This window comes from Falsihalocynthiibacter sp. CO-5D18 (assembly GCF_041205445.1).
GTDB classification, from domain to species: domain Bacteria; phylum Pseudomonadota; class Alphaproteobacteria; order Rhodobacterales; family Rhodobacteraceae; genus Falsihalocynthiibacter; species Falsihalocynthiibacter arcticus.
This window is the reverse complement of the sequence record NZ_JBGFCF010000018.1, coordinates 1-22550: the sequence shown is the minus strand read 5'-3', so window position 1 is coordinate 22550 and position 22550 is coordinate 1. Positions and strand designations below refer to the sequence as shown.

22 protein-coding genes and 1 tRNA gene are annotated in these 22550 nt (G+C 51.7%); 6 read left to right on the top strand and 17 right to left on the bottom strand.

The annotated features are described in order from the left end of the window. Positions 1-4: 4 nt before the first annotated feature. On the bottom strand, positions 5-709 hold the full coding sequence (locus AB9F27_RS19130) for a response regulator (RefSeq protein ID WP_335586133.1): 705 nt from the start codon (positions 707-709) through the stop codon (positions 5-7). After that, positions 706-1212 (bottom strand): MarR family winged helix-turn-helix transcriptional regulator, encoded by a 507-nt coding sequence (locus AB9F27_RS19125; RefSeq protein WP_039003244.1) that lies wholly within the window; start codon positions 1210-1212, stop codon positions 706-708. Before AB9F27_RS19125 ends, AB9F27_RS19130 begins: the two co-directional genes overlap by 4 nt. A gap of 176 nt (positions 1213-1388) precedes the next feature. On the opposite strand from AB9F27_RS19125, the gene AB9F27_RS19120 reads away from it, so the two are divergent. Beyond that, positions 1389-2258: a branched-chain amino acid aminotransferase gene (locus AB9F27_RS19120; RefSeq protein ID WP_335586131.1), complete on the top strand. Its 870-nt coding sequence runs from the start codon at positions 1389-1391 to the stop codon at positions 2256-2258. Between the two features lie 53 nt (positions 2259-2311). On the opposite strand, the gene AB9F27_RS19115 is transcribed toward AB9F27_RS19120, so the two are convergent. From AB9F27_RS19115 to AB9F27_RS19080, 8 genes are all read right to left on the bottom strand, one after another. Beyond that, complete coding sequence (locus tag AB9F27_RS19115) at positions 2312-3685, bottom strand: MATE family efflux transporter (RefSeq protein WP_335586130.1); 1374 nt, start codon at positions 3683-3685, stop codon at positions 2312-2314. Between the two features lie 22 nt (positions 3686-3707). After that, entirely contained in the window at positions 3708-4115 is a 408-nt protein-coding gene (locus AB9F27_RS19110; RefSeq protein WP_335586129.1) for a glyoxalase superfamily protein, read from the bottom strand. 183 nt (positions 4116-4298) lie between these two features. Then, the gene (locus AB9F27_RS19105) at positions 4299-5216 is read right to left on the bottom strand and encodes an EamA family transporter (RefSeq protein ID WP_052274947.1); all 918 of its coding nucleotides are present in this window, start codon (positions 5214-5216) and stop codon (positions 4299-4301) included. 18 nt (positions 5217-5234) lie between these two features. Beyond that, on the bottom strand, positions 5235-6278 hold the full coding sequence (gene queG / locus AB9F27_RS19100; protein WP_335586128.1) for a tRNA epoxyqueuosine(34) reductase QueG: 1044 nt from the start codon (positions 6276-6278) through the stop codon (positions 5235-5237). After that, entirely contained in the window at positions 6275-6940 is a 666-nt protein-coding gene (locus tag AB9F27_RS19095) for a glutathione S-transferase family protein (protein ID WP_039003248.1), read from the bottom strand. Before AB9F27_RS19095 ends, queG begins: the two co-directional genes overlap by 4 nt. A gap of 53 nt (positions 6941-6993) precedes the next feature. Then, positions 6994-7689 carry a monofunctional biosynthetic peptidoglycan transglycosylase gene (gene mtgA / locus AB9F27_RS19090; protein WP_335586127.1) on the bottom strand — a complete coding sequence of 232 codons (696 nt, stop codon included), beginning with the start codon at positions 7687-7689 and terminating at the stop codon, positions 6994-6996. Between the two features lie 175 nt (positions 7690-7864). Continuing rightward, positions 7865-12400 carry a glutamate synthase large subunit gene (gene gltB, locus AB9F27_RS19085; RefSeq protein ID WP_369758018.1) on the bottom strand — a complete coding sequence of 1512 codons (4536 nt, stop codon included), beginning with the start codon at positions 12398-12400 and terminating at the stop codon, positions 7865-7867. Between the two features lie 176 nt (positions 12401-12576). Further along, a complete protein-coding gene (locus AB9F27_RS19080; RefSeq protein WP_335586125.1) occupies positions 12577-14010 on the bottom strand; it encodes an NAD(P)-dependent oxidoreductase in 1434 nt (477 codons plus the stop codon). 219 nt (positions 14011-14229) lie between these two features. Here AB9F27_RS19080 and AB9F27_RS19075 point away from each other — a divergent pair, with 219 nt between their 5' ends. Further along, positions 14230-15033 carry an undecaprenyl-diphosphate phosphatase gene (locus tag AB9F27_RS19075; protein ID WP_335586124.1) on the top strand — a complete coding sequence of 268 codons (804 nt, stop codon included), beginning with the start codon at positions 14230-14232 and terminating at the stop codon, positions 15031-15033. On the opposite strand, the gene AB9F27_RS19070 is transcribed toward AB9F27_RS19075, so the two are convergent. After that, the gene (locus tag AB9F27_RS19070) at positions 15030-16010 is read right to left on the bottom strand and encodes a complex I NDUFA9 subunit family protein (protein WP_335586123.1); all 981 of its coding nucleotides are present in this window, start codon (positions 16008-16010) and stop codon (positions 15030-15032) included. The genes AB9F27_RS19075 and AB9F27_RS19070 overlap by 4 nt on opposite strands. Positions 16011-16167: 157 nt before the next feature. On the opposite strand from AB9F27_RS19070, the gene AB9F27_RS19065 reads away from it, so the two are divergent. The 4 genes from AB9F27_RS19065 to AB9F27_RS19050 all read left to right on the top strand — a co-directional run bounded on the left by AB9F27_RS19065 (position 16168) and on the right by AB9F27_RS19050 (position 18748). After that, a tRNA-Leu gene (locus AB9F27_RS19065) sits at positions 16168-16253 on the top strand. Positions 16254-16607: 354 nt separating this feature from the next. Continuing rightward, on the top strand, positions 16608-17060 hold the full coding sequence (locus AB9F27_RS19060; protein ID WP_335586122.1) for a hypothetical protein: 453 nt from the start codon (positions 16608-16610) through the stop codon (positions 17058-17060). A 689-nt stretch (positions 17061-17749) separates the two neighbouring features. Next, complete coding sequence (locus AB9F27_RS19055) at positions 17750-18199, top strand: hypothetical protein (RefSeq protein ID WP_369758017.1); 450 nt, start codon at positions 17750-17752, stop codon at positions 18197-18199. A 33-nt stretch (positions 18200-18232) separates the two neighbouring features. Beyond that, positions 18233-18748 carry a helix-turn-helix transcriptional regulator gene (locus AB9F27_RS19050; protein WP_335586120.1) on the top strand — a complete coding sequence of 172 codons (516 nt, stop codon included), beginning with the start codon at positions 18233-18235 and terminating at the stop codon, positions 18746-18748. A gap of 211 nt (positions 18749-18959) precedes the next feature. On the opposite strand, the gene AB9F27_RS19045 is transcribed toward AB9F27_RS19050, so the two are convergent. The 6 genes from AB9F27_RS19045 to AB9F27_RS19020 form a co-directional block, all read right to left on the bottom strand. Then, positions 18960-19535 (bottom strand): hypothetical protein, encoded by a 576-nt coding sequence (locus AB9F27_RS19045; RefSeq protein WP_369758016.1) that lies wholly within the window; start codon positions 19533-19535, stop codon positions 18960-18962. Positions 19536-19734: 199 nt separating this feature from the next. Continuing rightward, positions 19735-20727 (bottom strand): aldo/keto reductase, encoded by a 993-nt coding sequence (locus tag AB9F27_RS19040; protein WP_335586118.1) that lies wholly within the window; start codon positions 20725-20727, stop codon positions 19735-19737. A 110-nt stretch (positions 20728-20837) separates the two neighbouring features. Next, complete coding sequence (locus AB9F27_RS19035) at positions 20838-21173, bottom strand: cupin domain-containing protein (RefSeq protein ID WP_335586117.1); 336 nt, start codon at positions 21171-21173, stop codon at positions 20838-20840. A 434-nt stretch (positions 21174-21607) separates the two neighbouring features. Next, the gene (locus AB9F27_RS19030; protein ID WP_335586116.1) at positions 21608-22099 is read right to left on the bottom strand and encodes a hypothetical protein; all 492 of its coding nucleotides are present in this window, start codon (positions 22097-22099) and stop codon (positions 21608-21610) included. Further along, positions 22089-22313 (bottom strand): ABC-three component system middle component 7, encoded by a 225-nt coding sequence (locus AB9F27_RS19025; protein WP_335586115.1) that lies wholly within the window; start codon positions 22311-22313, stop codon positions 22089-22091. Before AB9F27_RS19025 ends, AB9F27_RS19030 begins: the two co-directional genes overlap by 11 nt. Continuing rightward, positions 22310-22435, bottom strand: a complete 126-nt coding sequence (locus AB9F27_RS19020; RefSeq protein WP_369758021.1) for an ABC-three component system protein — start codon at positions 22433-22435, stop codon at positions 22310-22312. Before AB9F27_RS19020 ends, AB9F27_RS19025 begins: the two co-directional genes overlap by 4 nt. Positions 22436-22550 lie beyond the last annotated feature (115 nt).

The following is a 22550-nucleotide window of genomic DNA, read 5'->3' as shown; positions in this document are numbered from 1 at the left end:
AAGGTCAATCGCTTCCCAGCATATAGCCGGCGCCACGAACGGTTTGAAGATAGCGCGGCTGCTTGGGATCGGCCTCAATTTTGCGACGCAGACGGGTTATTTGCACATCTACGGCGCGTTCTTGCGCCTGCCCCTTGTCGCGTCCAAGGTCCTCAACAAGCTGCCCTCGCGAAAGCGCCTCGCCCATGTTGGCGGTGAAAATTTTCATCAATGCACTCTCGGTTGCCGTTAGCCGGATTGGGGCATCGCCTCGCGCCAATTCCGCACGACTCACGTCGTATCGCAGCGCACCCAAGGTAATTACCTTCGGCCCATTTTGCGCATCAATCGCCGCAGGGATCCGCCTCAAAATCGCATTAATCCGCAAGAGTAGCTCTTTGGGCTCAAACGGTTTGGCAAGATAATCATCCGCTCCGGCCTCAAGCCCTGCAATCCGGTCTTCTGTCTCGCCTTTAGCGGTCAGGAGCAAGATCGGCGTGGTAATCGTTTCGCGCAAACTGCGCGTCAGGCTGATCCCGTCCTCGCCCGGCATCATGACATCCAACACGATTAAATCAAACTCAAGCCCGGATAAGATGCGACGCGCATGCACGGCGTCCCTCGCAGCTGTCACCCAAAAACCGTTCCGAATGAGAAACTTTTGAAGCAGACCTCGGATGCGCTCATCGTCATCGACAATTAATAGGTGGGCTTCGTTTGCATCGCTCATGAACCGCTCTCCTTGAAATTCTTATACTGGCGCCGCTGGTCTGGGTCCATCATTGCTTCCAAAACTTGCCGAAACCCCGATACGGCCTCGGGCCCCGCTGCGCGAAACGCCGTCCGCATACGGGCACGTTGTGCATCGGAAAGATCGGCTTCGAGAACCTCACCGCTTTCGGTCAGAAACAAATGCCGTTCCCGCTTATCTTTCTTTCCTATGCGGCTTTCAACCAAACCGTCTTCGATCAAAGTCCGCAAGACACGATTTAGAGACTGTTTCGTGACCCCAAGAACCAGTAACAGATTATTTACTGTGGTCCCCGGACTTCGATGAATGAAATGAACCGCACGATGGTGCGCGCGACCGTACGCATAGTTCGCCAAAATCCGATCCGGATCAGCCGTAAATCCACGATAGGCAAAGAACATCGCTTCAATCCCTTTGCGCAAATGCTCATCTGTCAGAAACAAAAGGCTTTCTCCGCCTTGAGCTGTCGAACCATCGGCCATATCGATCTCCTTGCGAATGCTATTCAGTTCGATTTTATGTCAGCCTTGTTGACTTTCCAAGAATCAAATAGTAGCAAAGATCAGTTTTTACGCAATAATATGTCCGAAACGGTCATTACTTGCGCAACTTATGAAAAATCAGCCGCGCAGCACGGCAAAATTCGAGGAGAGACCAAATGACCACTGGATATGATGACCGCGACGGAAAGATCTGGATGGACGGAAAACTTGTCGAATGGCGCGACGCAAAAGTCCACCTTTTGACCCATGGTTTGCATTACGCGTCCTCCGTATTCGAGGGCGAGCGTGCCTATAACGGCAAGATTTTCCGCAGCATGGATCACTCGGTTCGCCTGCGCAAATCCGCTGAATATATCGATTTCGAAATTCCCTTTACCGTTGAAGAAATCGAAACCGCAAAATACGAAACGATGAAAGCCAACGGCCTCACTGACGCATATGTGCGCGCGATCGCATGGCGCGGCGCAGGTCCGGATATGGGTGTCGCCTCCGCGCGCAATCCTGTCCGCCTTGCAATCGCGACGTGGGAATGGGGCAACTACTACGGTGACGCAAAATATAAAGGTGCGAAACTGGACATCTCCAAATGGAAGCGTCCAAGCCCGGAAACGATCCCTTGCTTCGCAAAAGCAGCCGGCCTTTATATGATCTGCACAATGTCAAAACACGCCGCCGAAGCCAAAGGCTGCTCCGATGCGATGATGTTCGATTACCGCGGCTATGTTGCCGAAGCGACCGGCGCCAATCTTTTCTTTGTCAAAGACGGCGAAGTTCATACCCCTTTGCCCGACTGCTTCCTCAATGGATTGACTCGCCAAACAGTCATCACAATGCTGGGCGAAAAAGGCATCAAGGTTCATGAGCGGCACATCAATGTGGAAGAGCTCGAAGGCTTTGAGCAATGCTGGCTCACTGGTACTGCGGCGGAAGTAACGCCCGTGGGGCAAATTGGCGCCTACAATTTCGAAGTCGGTGCACTTGCACGTGATATTTCGGAAAGCTACGAAAAACTCGTCCGCGTTTAAGCTAAACTGTGTGACAATAAGAATTCGGCGTCCGAGTGATCGGGCGCCATTTTTTATGCGAATTTCGCCGTATTAGAGCCTTTTAACACCCCTGTTCGCTTTAAAACCACGAGCGTCAACAGAAGGACAAAAACCTCGGCAACAGCGCCAGATATCCAAATCCCAATTTCCCCAACCAAGCTCGGCATGAGAACCAATAGCGGAATCCCGAAAATATACGTGCGCGAAAGGTTGAGCAGTGCGGCCCGCCGAGCGTCCCCGATGGCTTGAAAATACATTCCCACCATCATCTGTGGCCCGAAAAGAAAAAGCGTGAGCGTTGCGAACGGCAGAATGCGTGCAAACTCGTGAACTGTTGCGGCATCAGTCACGAATATTCCACCGATTTCCGAGCGAAACAGATACAAACACGCCTGAAACCCTGCGCAATAGACCCCCGCACAGATCATCGACACACGCAGAGCGGCCCGCGCACGTTCCGGCTTCCCGGCCCCGAAATTATTTCCTACAATCGTCTGGGTCGCAAACGACAATCCCAAGATTGGCATAAACACAAACGTCATGACCCGTGTCGAAATACCATACGCACCCGCGATGGCTTGGTAATCGACGGACCAAATTTGCAGCAGGAGAATCGTGATTCCAGCACTAAGCGCAAAGCCGATATAACCGAGGCTTGCTGGCGCACCCAAAGCCAGAAACGTGCGCCATAATTGGGGGGAGGGAGTAAAGCTTTGGCGCGAAACTTCAAAACTCCAGCCGACCTTCGCTCGATAGGCGAAAATCGCGGCAATCGCCAGCATTTGAGCCACAATTGATCCCCATGCAGACCCCGCGACGCCCATCTCAAGCTCTGCAACAAAGATGTAATCGAACAGAATATTGAGCAGTGCGGACAGGACAGAAATCAACGCCATCGCCGCCATACGCCCCTCTGCCCGTAAGGAATCCGTATTGATTGACAGGAAAAACACCAAGGGTGACCAATAGATCGAGAGGGAAATATACGTGTACCCATGGCGTGCTAGCTCCGCAGAACCATTCGCAGCCCAAGCGACCAAATCCCGACCGAATGCTTGAAAAATAGAGACTAATAACACGCAAAACAACGTTGTGAGGAGCGAGGCCTGCACGTAACTGCGACCAGCTTCGAACGTGTCACCGGCGCCCAATTGGCGCGCTAAAACGCTGGAAAAACCTGCTGCCACAAGAGTTGAAAGAGCAACAACAAACATGAAAATCGGAAACATCAACGTGACAGCCGTTAGAGCTTCGGCCCCAACATATCGCCCGAGAAAATACGCATCAATCGTGGCAAAGGATCCGTTGATGACCATCACGAGGATAATTGGAAATGCAGTTCGGGCAAAAACAACTCCCAATGGGTCAGTCAAAAACGGGTTCTTTACATGAATGGTGGACGTCATAAATACTCCTGTTTCGACCCAGTTACAGGGACACGACCATGTGCGGATGGCCATTCGTAGTTCTATCGACAGAAACACCATTCGTGTTAATAATTTTATTCGCGCGGTTCTTCCAATTGGAGAAACTGTCAAAAGTAACCACGTCAATCAGGGCATCAAACTCAATATTCACGCGGAATAGACCCGCATTTTCTGATTTTAGCGACAGTACTTTCCCCGAGAAAGGCACTTGAAGATAAAGCCCTGATACGCGCTGCCCAACCTGAACGGGGGGCTGGAGGCCGGCGGACGCGACCAGTGTATTCCAATCGCGATATCCATATCGTTTGGCAATTTCTTCGAGAGCACGGCTATGAGATATTTCCCGCGTCGTACGCATTGCTTTGGCCTGCTTTTTCAAGTCAGCTAGATAGGGAAGTTCGGGGGACATTTCGCGGTCCTTTTCATTCAGATCACGGGAAAATCGGGGCGCTCGCATTGCCACATTCCCATCTGATGAAAGAAACGGCGGGATTAAAGAGGACTTCACCAATGACGAATCAGCGAGCGGCAGGGGCCTCACCCTTGGGTGCCGAGTAAGTCATGCCGGATACTCTGTCAATTGTCCTGAGGATTAAAGCGGGCCCGTAACTTTGCGCTGCTGGGCACGTTTCAAACCAAGATGCCGCTCTCGAAGGATAATCGCGACCCCCGCCGCCATAACCAAGCCAGCACCAGAGAGCATGATGGTCGTTGGCACTTCGTCAAACAAAAAATACCCGACAAGCAGCGCCATTATCATCGATGAATACTCAAAGGGAGCCACAAGAGATGCATCAGACAAGCGGTAACTGGAGGTGAGGAATATCTGACCGAACCCGCCAAGAATTCCCGCGAGGACAAGGAAGACGAGGCTCCATGCACTGGGCCAAACCCACCCAAACGGAATCGTAAAGAGCGACAGAATTGTGGCGGTAATCGAGAACCAAAAGACCACTGCACTCGTGCGCTCGGTCCGAACCAATTTCCGAATAAACACCTGTGCTAGAGCAGCAAAACACGCCCCCATGAGCACCAGAAGCGCACCGAGCGCCTCCTTCTCTGCAAGGCCATTCCCCAAGGTCGAAAACCGTGGCGAAAGAACAATCATAACTCCAACCATTCCAACGAAAACAGCGGACAAGCGAAAAATACCGACCTGTTCGCCCAGAAACATTGCCGCAAAAATGACCACCAAAAGGGGGGCCGTATACCCGATCGCAGTAAATTCAGGGAGAGGAAGCAGGGTAAGCCCCGCGAAACTCAACCCCATCGCTGTCGTGCCAACAAGACCGCGCCAAACATGACCCATCGGGCTTTTGACGGTCAGACCGGTCGATAATTTCTTTTGCCAGATTAACCATACAAGAATAACGGGTAGAGCAAAAAAGGAGCGAAAGAACACGAGTTCCCCTGAGGGGACCGTCCCATTGGTCGCCTTTAAACACGAAGCCATAGCCACGAACATTGTGACCGACGCAATTTTAAAAAATATCCCTGAGAAGTGTTCCATGATTAATTGATAGGGGAATTAGCTGACCATGGAAAGCCGCGCTTTGGCCCAGATTGCAGCATCCCGAACTACCGCGTCATCGTCCGATAAAAGTGGCTCTATTGAGGGCCTAAAGTGTGTTTCTCCGCTATTCCCGATGGCATAGAGAACATTGCGAATGAACCTATTACGCCCTATCCGCTTAATAGGTGAGCCGGAAAATTTTTCCCGAAATTGCGTGTCGGTGAGCGTCACGAGTACGTCCAATGGAGGGGCAATCAGATCGTCCTTGGCAGCGTAACGAAGCTCCCGCGCCTCGACTGCAAATTTATTCCAAGGGCACGCCGCAAGGCAATCATCACAGCCATAGATATGGTTGCCCATGAGGGCGCGAAGTTCTTCGTCCACGGGTCCGTGATGTTCAATGGTCAGATAGGAAATGCAGCGCCGCGCATCCAGTTGGAAAGGCGCGGGAAAGGCCTTGGTCGGGCAAGCATCAAGACAAGACGTGCAAGAGCCACAGTTTTCACGCGCGGGGGAATCCACAGGTAGCTCAATCGTTGTAAAGATAGCGCCTAGAAAAAACCAACTCCCGAGATCACGGGACAGAAGATTGGTGTGTTTCCCTTGCCAACCCAGCCCCGCAGAGGCAGCGAGCGGCTTTTCCATAACAGGGGCCGTATCGACAAACACCTTGATTTGGGCGTCGGGATCCTGCTCCAAAAGCCACCTTCCCACACGTTTGAGCCGCTTTTTAACAATATCATGGTAGTCGCGATTTTGTGCATAGACACTAATTGCACCGCAATCACGCTTGCTCAAAACGTCGCGCGGATCATGCGTTTGGGTATAGGGTTCCGCCAACATAATGACGCTTTTCGCCTCAGGCCAGAGGGCATCGGGGGCGCCCCGCCAATGCATGCGCTCCGCCATCCAGCTCATTTGCCCATGGCGTTCCTTGCTGACGAATGCTTCCAATCGCGCGGCGATTTCAGGGATCGAATCCGGGCGGCAAACGCCCATTTGGGCGAACCCTTCGATCTTGGTTTGCGCGGTGAGTTTTTCTTTGAGCAGGGCGCTCAAAAATCAAGGTCCGTGTAATGTGCGGGTGGCGGGAAACCTGGCACTTGGTCGGCGAGAATACTGCGAAATGCGGGGCGCGACTTAATTTTTGCATACCACGTTTTTACGTTGTCATTCCGATTCCAGTCGACGTCCGAAATATAGTCTAATGCAGACAAATGTGCCGCCGCCGCGAAGTCTGCGAGGGACATGGCATCCCCTGCAAGCCAGCGCCTTTGGTCCAATATCCACCCCATGTAGTCGAGGTGATACTTAATATTGCGCGCGCCTGCCTTTACGTTTGCACTGTCCGGATATCCTTGCGCCATGACCTTTTTATTGACCCGCTCGTACAGCAACTTTGAGGTGACTTCATGATGGAATTTATCATCAAACCAACTCACCATCCGGCGCACTTCAAACCGCTCCACGGCACCTTTTGGTAAAAGGCTCGGCGTTGGGTGGGTCTCTTCAATATACTCGCAAATCGCCGAACTCTCGGCCATCATCATCCCGTCCATTTTTAGAACCGGCACCTTGGCTGCGGGGTTGCGACGCAAGAACTCGCCGTCCTTTTCCCAGTACCGTTCCTCGACCAACTCTACTTCAAGTTTTTTTTCGGCCAAGCTTAGGCGTACCTTGCGGCAAAAAGGCGAGAGCGGGGAATGGAATAGTCGGATCATAATAGGTCACTCAAGATGGTTTCCCCCTTAACTGCCGTGAATCTGTCCAAAATTCAACCTTCGAAACACGCAGAACGACCGTCTGCTTTGATTGTCGCGGCTCCGTCGGCGATACTGCGCGCATGTTTGCTCAGCCAAGTTGTCGGCTTGCTTGCCGAACGCCCTTTAGGGTTGGGAAGGACAGCCGCAAGGAGGCTCGCCTGAGTTGCCGTCAACTCCGAAGGCGTTTTCCCGAAGTAGTGATGGGCGGCGGCGTCCACGCCAAAAACACCTTCGTCAAACTCGGCTATATTCAAGTAAACTTCGACGATTCGTTTTTTGGTCCATACGGCCTCAACAGCGGGGGTCAAACCCGCTTCGAGAACCTTGCGAACCCAGCTTCTGCCATGCCAAAGATAGACGTTTTTCACCACTTGCTGCGAAATTGTCGACGCGCCGCGCGTGCTGCCTGAATCCAGTGCTGCGCGGATCGCCGTCATATCAAACCCCCAATGATTGCAGAAGTTTGCGTCTTCTGCAGCAACAACGCTGCGCGCCATATGCGGGGAGACATTTTCGATAGCAATCCATGCTCGATCAATGCCACCAAGCCGTCGCGCTTCGGACAAAATATACGGTGTCGTCGGCGGGCTAATGACGGAATAGACAATCACCCCAAAGGCCAAGAAACCTAGAACCGCAAATACAGCGCGGCGTATCCAACGGCGGACAAATTGAGCGGGTTGAAACCGTGACCCCGAATCGCGCATGGCTTTTTCCACCTGCTTCTCACGGGTCTCGGGCTTGGATGCTGCCCGTTTGACTGGTTTCTTTTTTGCTTTTCTGACCACAAAAGACACTGAGCATGCACAATCAAAATGGTCAAGTCATACCCACAAAAAAGCCGAGCATGATGGCCCGGCTTTTTTTATTCTAGTGTCGCGTTTAGGCGATTGCCGCGCTCGATTCATCACTCAAAGGATGCGGTATATGGACCAACATTTCTTTGGGACAAATCTGCAGGAATCTCGTTTTCTCAAGCTCCCAATGCTGCAAAATATCCGCACCTTTTTGGCTGCCTGTTTCCTTAACATGACGTTCGATCAACTCTTTGAGTTGATCCTGCCAATACTCAACGGTCACAGGACAAGTCACGAGCGTCTCCATATTCATCAGCGAATCCGCAATGCCGTTGGGATCGTAAACATAGGCCATTCCGCCAGACATCCCCGCGCCAAAGTTCGCGCCGATCTTGCCTAGAATGACCGCTGCGCCTCCGGTCATATATTCGCAACCGGACGCCCCACAGCCTTCGACAACGACCTTGGCGCCTGAGTTACGCACCGCAAAACGCTCGCCAGCGCGACCAGCCGCGAAAAGATACCCAGCGGTGGCGCCATAAAGGACAGTATTGCCGATGATGGTGTTTTTCGACGCTTCAAGCGGGCTGTTCATTGGCGGACGTACGATGATGATCCCGCCCGACAGGCCTTTGCCAACATAATCGTTCGCATCGCCGGACACCTCGATTTTGAGGCCAGGTGCCGCAAAGGCGCCTAGGGATTGCCCAGCGGAGCCGTTAAGTTTGATCGTCAGGTGATCCTCTTGCAGCGAATTGCGCATACCAAAGTTTTGGACAATGTGGCTCGACGTGCGTGTCCCAATGGTACGGTCAGTGTTTTGAACCGCATATTGAAGCTGCATTTTTTCGCCATCGTTCAAGAAGCGCGCGGCATCTTTTACGATTTCAGCGTCCAACGTATCAGGTACGAAGTTGCGCGGTTTGTTGCGATCATAGACAATCTGCGACGCCCCATCGACCGTGATCAACAGGGGGTTAAGATCGAGATCATCAAGATGCGCCGACCCACGAGAAACCTGCGAGAGCAAATCCGCGCGACCAATCACTTCATCCATACTGCGCGCCCCGATGCTCGCGAGGATTTCGCGCACTTCTTGGGCGTAGAATGTGATGAGGTTCACGACCTTATCTGCCGTTCCATCGAATTTCTTACGCAGGTCTTCGTCTTGGGTACAGACACCAACAGGACAAGTATTCGACTGGCACTGGCGCACCATAATACAACCCATCGCAATCAAGGCCGCGGTGCCGATGCCGTATTCTTCAGCACCCATCATCGCGGCCATAACCACGTCACGCCCGGTGCGAAGTCCGCCATCGGTGCGCAAAGTTACCCGCTCGCGCAGGTTGTTCATCGCAAGAACTTGGTGCGCCTCAGTAAGGCCCATTTCCCATGGCAAACCTGCATATTTGATCGAAGTCGCAGGCGAAGCGCCCGTGCCGCCATTGTGACCCGAAATCAGGATAATGTCGGCTTTGGCTTTCGCAACACCTGCCGCAATTGTCCCAACACCCGATGCCGCAACCAGTTTCACAGTTACTTTGCAGCGTGGGTTGATTTGCTTGAGGTCGTAGATCAGTTGTGCCAAATCCTCGATGGAATAGATATCGTGGTGTGGCGGCGGCGAAATCAGGGTCACGCCTTTTGTCGAGTGACGCAAGCGCGCAATAAGGTCGGTCACTTTCATGCCCGGCAATTGGCCGCCCTCGCCCGGTTTTGCACCCTGCGCAACTTTGATTTCAAGCTCTTCGCATTGGTTCAAATATTCTGCGGTTACGCCAAAACGACCCGAAGCCACCTGTTTGATCTTCGCAGACGGATTGTCGCCATTTGCCTCAGGTACAAAGTGCGCTGGATCTTCGCCACCCTCGCCCGAATCCGATTTAGCTCCGATACGGTTCATCGCGACATTGAGGGTTTTGTGGGCCTCAGGGCTCAACGCACCAAGGGACATGCCCGGTGTGACAAAGCGCTTACGAATAGCCGTAATGCTTTCGACTTCCTCAATCGGAATCGCTGCGCCCATCGGCTGAATTGCCAGTAGATCGCGCAAGTGGATTGGTGGGTTAGACCGCATTTTGGCCGAATATTGCTGCCAAATTTCATAGGACGCCCGCGCACAAGCGGCCTGAAGCATATGCATGCTTTGCGCTTCCCATGCGTGGGTTTCACCGCTTGCACGGGCTTTGTAAAAACCACCTATTGGTAAAATGTCGCTGCCACCAAGCCAGCCTAAAGCATGGACCTTTTCAGATTTATGCTGAATGCCCGACACACCAATTCCAGAGATCCGGCTTGTCAGACCGGGGAAAAACTCGGCAACCATAGCGCGCGAAAGGCCCACAGCTTCAAAGTTCAATCCGCCGCGATAGGAGGAAATCACCGAGATCCCCATCTTGGCCATAATCTTGAGAAGTCCCGCATCAATGGCACCGCGATAGCGTGCAACCGCCTCGGAAAGCGTGCAATCAATCAGACCGCGCTCAATACGATCAGCAAGGGAATCTTCCGCCAAATACGCGTTCACAACCGTGGCACCGCAGCCGATAAGTACGGCAAAATAATGTGGGTCGATACACTCTGCCGACCGCACCGAGATCGAACAGAATGTCCGAAGGCCCTTACGAGTCAGACCAGAATGGACCGCAGATGTTGCGAGGATCATCGGCATTGCCACGCGGGCTTCGCTTTGGGTCATATCCGAAAGAACGATATGCGCGCCACCTGACCGCACAGCGTCTTCGGCTTCGGCGCGAATCCGAGTCAGGCCTGCACTCAACGCGTTTGCCCCAGCATTCACAGGGAAAGTACAATCGATCACCACGACGTCTTTGCCCAGATGTTCAATCAATCCATCGAATTGCGCATTGCCCAAAAACGGGCTGTCGAGCACCAAAATCTCGGTTTGACTGGAGTCTTCGTCCAACACATTCTTGAGATTCCCAAAGCGCGTTTTCAGACTCATGACACGGTACTCGCGCAGGGAATCAATCGGCGGGTTTGTCACTTGCGAGAAGTTTTGACGGAAGAAATGGCTTAACGGACGGTATTTCTCGGACAGAACGGCACTCGGGGTGTCATCGCCCATTGAGGCAATCGCTTCTTTGGCATCTTCAGCCATAGGTTGAAGAATTTGCTCCAACTCCTCAATGGTATAGCCCGCCGCGATTTGACGCTTGCGCAGGTCTGCACCCGCAAAAACAGCCACCTCGGTTTTGTGCGCAAGTTCGTCTTCCATGTTGGTGATTTTTTGCACCCATTCGCCGAAAGGCTGGCTTGCGGCGAGCTGATCTTTGATGGCTGTATCGTGGTACAAAAGCCCGTCTTGCATATCGACGGCAATGATTTGACCCGGCCCCAAAGCGCCTTTCTCGACAACACTTGCCTCGTCAATCGGGATCATGCCAGCCTCGGAGCCAGCAATCAAAAGGCCGTCTCCTGTCACCACATAGCGCATGGGCCGCAAACCGTTGCGATCCAAACCAGCACAGACCCAGCGACCATCTGTCATGGCAAGGGCGGCGGGGCCGTCCCATGGCTCCATAACGGAGTTGCAATAGGAATACATATCGCGCCACGCATCGGGCAACTCAATCGCTTGCTGACTCCAGCTTTCTGGAATCAACATTGTTTTCGCCATCGGCGCATTGCGCCCTGCACGAACCATGACTTCAAAAACGGAATCAAGAGCAGCGGAATCCGAAGATCCAGCGGGAATGATCGGCTTAATATCTTCGGCCATATCGCCAAAGGCACTCGAAGCCATGCGGATTTCATGGCTCTTCATCCAGTTGACGTTGCCCCGCAGCGTGTTGATTTCACCATTGTGCGCAAGCATGCGGAACGGTTGGGCCAACCACCATTGGGGGAACGTATTGGTCGAATAGCGTTGATGGTAAATCGCAAAGGCACTCTCAAAACGAGTATCTTCAAGATCGGGGTAAAACACGCTGACTTGCTCCGCCAACATCATGCCTTTGTAGATCACCGACCGACAGGACAATGAGCAGATATAGAGCGAAGGAACCTGCGCCGCGAGGGCTGCTTTCTCAATCCGGCGACGGATAACATAAAGCTCGCGCTCAAAGGTTTCCTCATCAACACCCTTAGTGTTGCTGATCAAAATCTGTTCAATTTCAGGGCGGGTTGTGTTGGCTTTTTCACCCAAACACGAGATATTCACGGGCACATGGCGCCAACCGTAAATGTAATACCCCATCCGCAAAACTTCGCTTTCAACGATTGTGCGGCAAGTTTCTTGGGCCCCGAAGTTGGTGCGCGGCAAGAACACCATGCCCACAGCGATCTGTTGACCAGCTTTGGGTTCGTGACCTGTGCGGCGGATTTGATCCTCAAAGAATGTGGTGGGGATTTGCACGTGAATACCCGCGCCATCGCCAGTTTTCCCGTCCGCATCCACAGCGCCACGGTGCCAAATCGCACGCAACGCTTTGATGCCATTGTCAACGACAGACCGCGAAGGTTTACCATCGATAGAAACCACAAGGCCAACCCCGCAGGAGGAATGTTCGTCTTCCTCGGAGTACATGCCATTTTCAGCCATCCATTGGCGTTTCGCCTCCTCGGCGGCTTTCCAGTTTTGGTCAAACTTGGTCATGTTCTCTCTCCATAATTTGCCCCGTTGGGCGCGTTCTTTTGGCAAGGATTGGCACATTTAGTCGTCGTCAAATTCGAATTTTCACGGGTCACAACAATGCCTCCATTGATAAATTACTTAGGTCAGAAAGCCGAAGCTGCGCAGGGCAGTTTCTGTCTACCAGCCCCAACAGTGCCTTACTCCGCGGCCAGAACGGCGGCGCTATTAAAGGTTTCAAGGATGTTTTCGGCCGCGTCGCGACCATCCTTAATCGCCCAAACAACAAGGCTCGCACCCCGCACAATATCCCCAACGGCATAGACCCCAGGGATGCTGGTTTCATGGGTGCGGAAATCGGCTTTGATGGTGCCCCACCGAGTTACTTCAAGCGCCTCTTCTCCCCAGAGGGTTGGCAGGTCTTCCGGTGTAAAGCCCAGCGCCGCGACCACAAGATCGGCTTGCTCGGCATAGTCCGCACCTTCGATCAACTCAGGCGATTGACGTCCAGATGCATCGGGTTTCCCAAGGCGCATTTTCTGAACGAGAACGCTTTCTACGCAATCGCCAACAAAGGCTTTGGGGGCCGACAACCACACAAATTCCACACCTTCTTCTTCGGCGTTTTGAACTTCGCGTTGGCTTCCAGGCATGTTGGCTTTGTCACGACGATACAGGCATTTCACGCTCATTGCGCCTTGGCGAATGGCTGTGCGCACACAGTCCATCGCGGTGTCGCCACCGCCAACAACAACGACGCGTTTGCCCGAGGCATTCAACTCGCCGCTTTCGTATTCAGGCACAATATCGCCGAAGCTTTTACGGTTAGACGCGGTCAAATAATCGATTGCGCGCACAACGCCTTCCGCTCCAGAACCGGGGGCTTGGAAGTCGCGGGAATTGTAGACGCCCGTGGCAATCAAAACTGAGTCATGTTGGCCTTGGATCGCTTGGAACGTGATGTCTTCACCCACGTTGCAGTTCAAAACAAATTGAACGCCCGCGTTTTCAAGCTGGGCAATGCGCTTTGCAACAACGTCTTTTTCGAGTTTGAATCCGGGGATGCCGTAGGTCATTAGGCCTCCGGCGCGGTCATAACGATCATAGATAGTGACTTGGATGCCTTGACGGCGGAGCACATCCGCTGCGGCCAAACCGCCCGGACCAGCTCCTATAATTCCAACACTTTCTTCGCGCTCGGCTTTGGGCTGGATCGGCAGAACCCAACCATTTTCCCAAGCGGTGTCTGTTAGATATTTCTCAACGGCCCCAATAGTTACAGTACCGTGTCCAGACTGTTCAATCACACAGTTACCTTCACACAGACGGTCCTGCGGGCAAATGCGACCACAGATTTCGGGGAAAGTATTGGTGGCTTGCGACAACTCGTAAGCCTCTTGCAAACGCCCCTCGGCAGTCAATTTGAGCCAGTCAGGGATATTGTTGTGCAACGGACAGTGGTTTTGGCAAAACGGCACACCACATTGGCTACACCGGCTACTTTGCTCTGCAGCTTTTGTTTTGGCAAATTCCGCATAGATTTCGTGAAAATCTTGACTGCGCTGGTCGGCATCCCGTTTCGTGGGCATGGACCGCTCAAGCGATATGAATTTTAGCATTGGCTGTTTTGCCATGGCGAGGCCTCCAAGAAATGACACGAGCGCCTTTTTTAAGCAAAAGGGATTCAAATGAAAAGGCAGCCGTGCTGACCTTTATTCCGTTTTATAGTCGTCGCGCAACATTTTCAGCACTACCAATTCGTATTTTAGGTCAATATCAGTTACCTAAAATACGACTTTCCTTTTATTTTCCAGCGCTTAGACTGCCCTCGTGATTCAATGGGAAAACAGACCATGAGCTTCTATCATCTTGTACTTGTGGCGATAATCCAAGGTATCACCGAGTTTTTGCCGGTTTCGTCCTCGGGTCACCTGATTCTTTTACCGAATCTTCTAAATCTTCCCGACCAAGGCCAAGCCATAGATGTGGCCGCACATATCGGCACGCTCTTTGCTGTGATCCTCTATTTTCGAACTGATGTAGCGCTGGCCTTTCGCGGATTCATACCCATGCTAATGGGTCGTCTCAACGCACCCGGTGCGAAACTCTGCTTCCTGCTCGCGGTGGCCACTGTTCCTGTCGTGATCATTGGACTGATCCTAAAGCTCACAGGCCTCGATGACGCGATGCGTAGCCTTACGGTCATTGGATGGACCATGCTCGTTTTTGGCATCGTCCTTTATGTTGCCGATCAACGCGGGGCGACCACTAAGGCAGATGGCGATTGGAATTTGCGCGATGCGATCATCATGGGCCTCTGGCAAGCGGTTGCCCTGATCCCCGGAACATCGCGTTCAGGCGCGACAATAACAGGCGCGCGTGCGCTTGGGTATAACCGCCAAGATGGCGCCAAACTGTCGATGCTCATGTCGATCCCAACGATCATTGCGTCGGGCACTCTCGCTGGCCTCGAAGTTATAAAAACTGCGGACGCATCCGTTGCCCTCGACGGCGCGATTGTCGTGGTGCTTTCCTTCGTAACAGCCCTTCTGGCACTGACCCTAATGATGCGCCTTTTGCGCAGCACAAGTTTCACACCCTACGTGATTTACCGCATAGGGCTGGGCCTTGGCCTCCTCTGGATTGCCTACACTTAAGCTTTGAGGTTTTTCGCTGAATCGCGGATATCGTCGAACTGACCATCAGGACGAAAGCGCCACAGGTAGCTCGGCATAATCGCATCCATATTTGTCGGGGTGATGTTCAGGTCGGAAAAACCCTTCGCACCCTCTTCAACGATGTTATCTGATCGCAAGCTTTTGACTTGATCGCGCGTCAAGATACCATTGCGCACAAGCCCAAGGGACACCGCTTGGGTGAAATCCAAAAGACCAGCAATGATACTGCCCGCAAAGAAAGGCTTGTTCACGATCAAACGCCGACGATGCACAACCGCGAGAACCTTCTCGACGATCAGGCGCAAGGACATAATATCCGGTCCACCAAGTTCGTAGACACCTGATTTTCCTTGCAGAATAGCCACTTCCGCGGCGGTCGCGACGTCATCCACGAAAACAGGCTGAAACTTTGTCGTCGCACCAACGAGTGGCAAGATCGGTCCAAGCCGCGACATGAAGGCGAATTTATTGAGGAAACCATCCTCGGCACCGAAAATAACCGAAGGGCGCAAAATGGTGGCTGTCGGGAAATGCTCCAGCACCTCAACCTCGCCCTGCCCTTTGGTCTGCGAGTATTGAGAGGCGGCTTCCAAATCAGCACCGATGCTAGAAAGATGCACAAGAGATGCAACCCCTTGCTCGGTTGCTATGCGCGCCACTCGACCTGCGGATTGTGCATGAATCGTGTCAAACTTATTGCGGCTTGTTTCTGCAAGGATGCCAACGCAATTCACAACAGCATCAGCACCAAGCATAACCGCCGCAACAGAAGCATCGTCGCGCACGTTACACAAAACAGGCTCAACCTGACCAACGGCCCCAAAAGACTTTACAAACAACGCCTCGTTGGGACGTCGCACGGCAACGCGCACACGCCAGCCAGCTTTAGCCATCCGGCGCGCAATGTAGCGGCCAACGAATCCGGATCCGCCGTAAATAGTGACAAGTTTAGACATGGTTGGCCTCCAACAAAATAGTTCTATTGCCCTCAATACATTCCCAGACGCACCGGAACAAGCGGGTATCGCGTCGCAGGATGAATGCAGCGTAAATCCCCACGATTTCCGTTGACAGCCTGCCTTCGCCCCGTTAATCCCCACGGCTACGACACCTGCCCAGGTGGCGGAATGGTAGACGCGCCAGCTTCAGGTGCTGGTGTCTGTATGGACGTGGAGGTTCGAGTCCTCTCCTGGGCACCATAAAATCATATATTTCTATTATAAATTAGATACTTATTGCGATATAGATTTCCTCTATCCACCCACTCATCCACCTTTGTGTTTTTATGAAGCCGTTACTGAAGCCAGGGATAATGGGGCCATTATGTAACTAAGGGCGGGAACCGGACTTTCGCTGCAGTTGGCTCAAAGGTCGGTTGAGCGGGGAAAAACTGACATCTTCGAGATGCCAACAGAAATTCCATCCAATCTGCCTTGCAAAAACACTGCACCTCCAGTTTGTTTTTGCAAGCGGGTGCAGATCAAGGCGTGCCAGAGGCCTGGGGCTTAGGCATCAGGAGGAGGGATAGACCTTCGGAAAAGACTGGAAACCTTATGAAAACGATATCAGGACTAGCAATTATCTTGGCTACGACTTTCTCAAGTTCAGCTTTTGCGGAGGGGGATTTGTCGCGTGCCGATGTGCAAAAAATCGCCATGGAGATGGGCACGGACGATGACGGGAATATGTATTTCAAGCCTGACCATTTGGAGTTTGAAACTGGCAAGGCGTATGCGTTGGTTATAACCAACGTTGACGATTACAAGCACGAGCTGGCCATGCATGAGGTGAGCGAAAAGTTTTTCACTCGCAAAATCGAAATCGAATCTCCGGACGGCGAACTGGTAGCTGAAATCAAGGGCAAAATTGAAGAAGTCGAAGTCGGCCCGCATCAAACCGTCGAATGGTTTTTTGTACCAATTCAAATCGGCGCTGACCTAGATATGAGCTGCGAAATCGAAGGCCACAAAGAAGCGGGCATGTTCGGAACCGTCACGCGATATTGACTGTGTCTGGTGTAATAGCATAGCAACTATGAAAGGGGTCCCTGCGACAGTCCGCAGAACTGCACGTAATCTGTAAGTTGTTTCGCACCTGTGGTATAAGTCAGCAATCCGCCTAAATTGACCTTGGCGGCTTCAAGATGGCAACAACAACCTCAACACTAATCTCAACCAACCAGAAACTTGAAACACATTTCCATCATGCGGTGTGAATTACTCGCATGATGGGATAGTTTGGGATACGACTACAACAACGTCAGACCACTTTCATCGCTTGGAACCCAAACACCCGCTCAAGCGCGACGAACGCTTGGGCAATCTGAAAGCCCCCCGCATGACGCGCTGGCCAAAAACGAAGCCATCGATTATGAAATCCAAACCTGCAAACTCTCTTTATAAATGCGGGGGCTTTGGAGAGCAGGTCAGGACGACACGATGCGATTTTGAATCTCGAACAATTGCACGAATAGCTAGCATTCCCCTATCTCCTCGTCAGTTGCTACCAAGGCGCTCTCGATCTCAAGACTGCCATCTTTGGTGTTTGTGTGCGAGTGGTTTGCAAGGGCAGCTTAACCAAGTGGCGCACTCGTATGCTTTAGGCTCTATCTGGTCAAAACAAACCAAAGTTATATTATCAAACTCACCACATAGCTTTATGTCTTGGTAAGGTTTTTAACTTTAGGAGAAAATCCATGAAACTGAGACAAGCAACATTGAGTATCACATTTGCTCTGATGGCTAGCAGCGCTATGGCGCAACAAAGTCAAGATGATATCATCAAAATGTTGGGTAGAGAAGGCTTTACCAAAGTCGAGATTAGCAAGACATTTTTTGGAGATCTGAGATTCGAAGCCACTGCGCCAGGAATTGAGCGGGAACTTATTTTAGGTAAAAACGGTACAATAAAACGTGACCGTTCTGAGAAAAGCGACGACAGCAGCGACGACAGCAGCGACGACAGCAGCGACGACAGCAGCGATGACAGCAGCGACGACAGCAGCGACGACAGCGGCGATGACAGCAGCGACGACAGCAGCGACGACAGCGGCGATGACAGCAGCGACGACAGCGGCGATGACAGCAGCGATGACAGCAGCGACGACAGCAGCGACGACAGCGGCGACGACAGCGGCGATGATTGATCACAATCACAATGCAGCACTGGAGGACTCTAGGTGAAAGCGAATGCGCCGTCCAAAATCGCCTTAAAGTTTGGCATTCTCATCTATGTAGTCTCGGCCTTAGCCTTTTTAAGTGAGCTTTTCGCTGAAATAACCGGTTATTCTCTCTTTTACCGAAACTGGCTAGCGCACGAACTTATTGAGATATTGACTTTTATTGGCTTTTTAGTTGGCGCGTTCCTGATCTGGCGTAGTCAGAAGCTTCTTGCTAAACGCAATGCGGAAATCGAGCTCCACCTTCGCGCAGCGCAAGGAGAATTCTTCGCGATGGTGAACTTGCAATTCGATCGCTGGGGCTTAAGCAAAGCGGAACGCGACATAGCCTTACTTACAACAAAAGGTTTGTCCGTTGCCGAAATTGCTGATCTTAGAAATACCACTCAAGGCACTGTAAAATCACAAAACAACTCCATTTATCGCAAGGCCAAGGTTAACTCTCGAACCCAGTTATTAGGGGCGCTAATCGATGAACTTTTCATCGAAGACCCGATAAAGATGAATTTGGAATAGATTGGCTGATCAAAGCTGACCGTCGAGCGCTTTCCACTAAGGTCGGCAATGGGCCGTTCGCGACAACTGCACTAAGAGTTGTCTCGGAATTTTTATGCAAACGCAGCATTCGTCACTAAGGGCGGAGATCGAACTTTCGCTACGCACCGAACTAAGGTCAGCTTTGCGAGCTATCCATCACAACATTTAAATGTGTAGTGCTTCAGTTCCTTTAGTTCCGCATCATCATCTCATGGACGGCCTGCATTCCGCGATCAGCCATATCCGAGACTTCAGCGGCATGGACGTGCAGTGCCTCTACTACCTCGGTGTCGTCCGAGGTCTGGATCACTACAATTCCTGTGTCGGTGACTTCAATCTCGGTTTGGATACGATCACCGCGCGCGAATAGTATATCGAGTGTTCGACTTTGAATGATAATCTCCGGATCGTCACCTTCTTCCACTCGGTTAATCATCCCCGTCACATGGCTAATTAATTCCGCCATGACATCCTCGTCTGAGGAACGGGTAACCGTTCGAATGCCGTTTGGTAGGACGGTGACTTCACGGCTTATAGTTTCGAAATTGCGGAACATGACCGCCAATTCCGCGCTTTCCTCCGGTGAAGCATTTGTTCCCCTCAACCCCGGCATTATTACCTCGTCGTGCCCTGTGCCGTCCGCACCGTGCATGTGCCCCGACATCTGTGCGAGAACACTCCCGTTAAAAAAGACGATAGACCCGACAGTTAAGATAAAGGCCAATACAAGTCCGACCAGCGTTTTACTACGAAAACTCTTTTTCATTTCAACCCTTCCATGTTCCTAATCGTGGATAGCTATGGCATCGATACCTTGTCGTAGATATGATTTTGATCATGCCGTCTGCGTATTTAAATCGTTTTTGATGGAGGCGCGACCGGTATCAATGCAAAGACCCACGTTCTGTTTCGCACAGGTGGACAAAGCAAAGAATGCGACCTTGAGTAGCAGCGCACGAGAGCAATCAGCTGTATCTTTCTGGCCCCTCCCATTGTTCCGATGTGTATCGATCACCATGGGCCCAGCCAACAGGAAGAGCAGCTTCAATGCGCCCGAGGTCCTCGGCGCTCAGGTCGATCTCGGCACCGCGAATGAGTTCTGCAAGGTGTGCCGTATTTTTGGTGCCCGGAATCGGCAACACATGTTTGCCCTGCGCAATAATCCAAGCGATGGCGAGCGCTGCGGCGGGCTCGCCCATGTCATCAGCGAGCGCCCGCAACTTATCGGTTGCTGCGATATTTGCGCTGTAATTTGGCTCCATGAAGCGCGGATTGTTCTTGGTAAAGGCCATGGATTGGGCATGCTCATAGGAAAATGGCGCATCCGTGAGGAACGCGCGACCAACAGGTGAAAATGCAACGAGCGTCGTCCCTAATTCGGCGCAGGCCTGAGACAGCCCCAACTCAGGTGCGCGGGTTGACAGCGAATACTCTGACTGAACTGCGGAAATAGGGCATTCGGTGAAGGCGCGCCGAAGGGTGCTTGGTGCAATCTCAGACAGCCCAACGGCCCTCGTCTTGCCGCTCTCGATTAGACATTTCAGGGTCCCAGCGACCTCCTCGGGACTATACGTGCGGTCGAAACGATGGACATAAAACATATCGACATGACCAACGCCGAGGCGCTGGAGGCTTGCGTCCAGAGAAGTCTCCAAATAGGCCAAGTCGTTATTGAAGCGATGTGTCGCTTCTCCCGTAATCCCTGCTTTTGTGGCGAGAACCATGTCTTCTCTCGCGGCTGGGTTCTTTGCAAACCAATCCCCTATGATCTCTTCTGAGCGGCCTTTACCATAGACATTCGCAGTATCTATATGGGTCACCCCAGCAGTTCGACACGTGTTTAAAACGGCGTGACTTTCTTCCATTGTCGCGCCACCATAGATGCCAGCGAAGGACATGGCCCCTATTCCGAATTGTGAAATTTCAGGGCCATTCTCACCTAAGTTTGTTCTTTTCATTCAAGTTTATCCTACATTTATTACGCCTCGCTGTCGAACAGGAGACCTTTCTATCCTTGAACGCGACCACAGTTTAATCCAAATATCTGCTGCCCGAAAAACGCTGTTCGTTAGTCCTTTATTGCGTATCGATCTGCTTCTTCAAAAACGTCGATAACTCGAGTTCCGGCTTTGATCATCGCCCCATGCTCAACGCCCGCAGGAATAGAATAGCTATCACCGGCTCCGTAACGCTTGCTCTCTCCACCGATGGTGAATTCGATTTCACCTTCGACGACAGTGCCCCATTGCGCCCCATGCGAATGTAAGGGAAGTTCCATATCCTTGAGGAAAGTGAAAAAGGCCACGAGGCCAGATTCGGATTTCACAACGGCTGTCTGTACGACATCCTCGGGGAAAGGCACATCAATGCTGGGAAACGCGGTAATAAACTCTGGGTACGGCATGAAGAGATCCTTTAACTGGCGGCTTGACTAAGATCGCTGTTGGTCAAAATCACTGTGCCAGCCCAACCCCGATTTTGCAATCTGAAGTCACATTGAACTCAAAGCGGACCTCCCTAGAGCAAAGCATAAATGTCGGCGTTGGGCCGTTCGCGACATTGATGAGCGAGTAGTTTGGCCCAATTTCTGAACCATGCCCATTTCGTCTTGAAAGGCGAAAACCGGAACTCGCTTCATTTGCTCAAGCTTCCTTAATCCAGCGGCAAATACTGGCTGAAGGAGTTGATCCAACTGAGTTCCGAAAGTGGATTGAGAAGAGGTTCGGACCGCAATTCTATTCACAGTCACTTGCAGATATGCGCATCGCGCCACGCTGGCACCCTGACCTCATTCATGCGGATCAGTTGAAACAGGAATTTATTGGCCGACTCTTAAGATCAGTGGACCAGTTTTACGCCGCGATCTGGACCCTTTTTACTCTGCGATTGACATTGCTTCACATCTAGATTGTCTTTGCCCCATATTCGGGAAAAGAGAGAAGTAATGGCCCGAAAGGTTAACCCTACTTCACCCAAAGAGTAGGCAGCCTTTAAGAGGGCTCTGTAGTCCTCGATTGAAATGGGGGTTTCTTCCTCCGAACCCTCGGCTATTTGGAGAACTAGATCGGGTGTGTCAGTGTTTCGGACAAAGCGAAAATGCTTATCACCGAACTTGAAACGGAACTGATAGTCATGGTGGCCTAGTGCTTTAGGCACATCGCTGTTGTGTTGAAGAAAGCTGTCCCCGCCAAAAGCGAAGTCGATAACCATCAAAAGATTGGACTTCCCGATAGAATTGGTTGCGGCGTGATCGCCGAGCACTACATTTAAACCAATGTGGAACTTGATCGTTTTGGTTTTAAATTTCTTACAGTGAATCTCAGTCAACATAAGTAATTATTCCCGTACTTTCGTTGAAGTCGATTTTGCCGAGTGCAAAGAGTGTGTCCAAGGCTAAGATAAAGTCTGCCACGTCAGGAAACTGCTTGACTGTTTCTGAGCGCAGTTGGCCAACTGTTACTTGGGCTCCAACCTCCATCAGCAATTTGGTAGATTGACCTACAATGGAGTTGTCGATGGATGTAAATTTGTCAGGGCAGATCATTCAAAAACCTCGCAATTTTGGACGAAGAATGAGGTAATAACTTCCGCAGCATCATTGCTCTCAGCCTTTGTTTTGGCATTGAGCCATTTGACAATATTGTCAAATGCGACTTGCTGGGTAATCCCCCCTAAAATTAGTGGTGTTCAAAAGTAGAATTTTCTCGGCAAGATATCTGAGGAGATTTTTGATGAAGATGACGAGATATAGTGAACCCCAAATTCTTGCGATCCTACGCCA

What these genes read in the sequence shown, in the direction of transcription:
- AB9F27_RS19045 (WP_369758016.1), bottom strand. Translation starts at nt 19,535, where the DNA reads ATGAAAAAGAGTTTTCGTAGTAAAACGCTGGTCGGACTTGTATTGGCC.
- AB9F27_RS19110 (WP_335586129.1), bottom strand. Translation starts at nt 4,115, where the DNA reads ATGTCCCCCGAACTTCCCTATCTAGCTGACTTGAAAAAGCAGGCCAAA.
- gltB (WP_369758018.1), bottom strand. Translation starts at nt 12,400, where the DNA reads ATGACCAAGTTTGACCAAAACTGGAAAGCCGCCGAGGAGGCGAAACGC.
- AB9F27_RS19055 (WP_369758017.1), top strand. Translation starts at nt 17,750, where the DNA reads ATGAAACTGAGACAAGCAACATTGAGTATCACATTTGCTCTGATGGCT.
- AB9F27_RS19120 (WP_335586131.1), top strand. Translation starts at nt 1,389, where the DNA reads ATGACCACTGGATATGATGACCGCGACGGAAAGATCTGGATGGACGGA.
- AB9F27_RS19075 (WP_335586124.1), top strand. Translation starts at nt 14,230, where the DNA reads ATGAGCTTCTATCATCTTGTACTTGTGGCGATAATCCAAGGTATCACC.
- AB9F27_RS19025 (WP_335586115.1), bottom strand. Translation starts at nt 22,313, where the DNA reads ATGATCTGCCCTGACAAATTTACATCCATCGACAACTCCATTGTAGGT.
- AB9F27_RS19070 (WP_335586123.1), bottom strand. Translation starts at nt 16,010, where the DNA reads ATGTCTAAACTTGTCACTATTTACGGCGGATCCGGATTCGTTGGCCGC.
- AB9F27_RS19095 (WP_039003248.1), bottom strand. Translation starts at nt 6,940, where the DNA reads ATGATCCGACTATTCCATTCCCCGCTCTCGCCTTTTTGCCGCAAGGTA.
- AB9F27_RS19030 (WP_335586116.1), bottom strand. Translation starts at nt 22,099, where the DNA reads ATGTTGACTGAGATTCACTGTAAGAAATTTAAAACCAAAACGATCAAG.
- mtgA (WP_335586127.1), bottom strand. Translation starts at nt 7,689, where the DNA reads ATGCGCGATTCGGGGTCACGGTTTCAACCCGCTCAATTTGTCCGCCGT.
- AB9F27_RS19080 (WP_335586125.1), bottom strand. Translation starts at nt 14,010, where the DNA reads ATGGCAAAACAGCCAATGCTAAAATTCATATCGCTTGAGCGGTCCATG.
- AB9F27_RS19115 (WP_335586130.1), bottom strand. Translation starts at nt 3,685, where the DNA reads ATGACGTCCACCATTCATGTAAAGAACCCGTTTTTGACTGACCCATTG.
- AB9F27_RS19130 (WP_335586133.1), bottom strand. Translation starts at nt 709, where the DNA reads ATGAGCGATGCAAACGAAGCCCACCTATTAATTGTCGATGACGATGAG.
- AB9F27_RS19060 (WP_335586122.1), top strand. Translation starts at nt 16,608, where the DNA reads ATGAAAACGATATCAGGACTAGCAATTATCTTGGCTACGACTTTCTCA.
- AB9F27_RS19105 (WP_052274947.1), bottom strand. Translation starts at nt 5,216, where the DNA reads ATGGAACACTTCTCAGGGATATTTTTTAAAATTGCGTCGGTCACAATG.
- AB9F27_RS19040 (WP_335586118.1), bottom strand. Translation starts at nt 20,727, where the DNA reads ATGAAAAGAACAAACTTAGGTGAGAATGGCCCTGAAATTTCACAATTC.
- AB9F27_RS19125 (WP_039003244.1), bottom strand. Translation starts at nt 1,212, where the DNA reads ATGGCCGATGGTTCGACAGCTCAAGGCGGAGAAAGCCTTTTGTTTCTG.
- AB9F27_RS19035 (WP_335586117.1), bottom strand. Translation starts at nt 21,173, where the DNA reads ATGCCGTACCCAGAGTTTATTACCGCGTTTCCCAGCATTGATGTGCCT.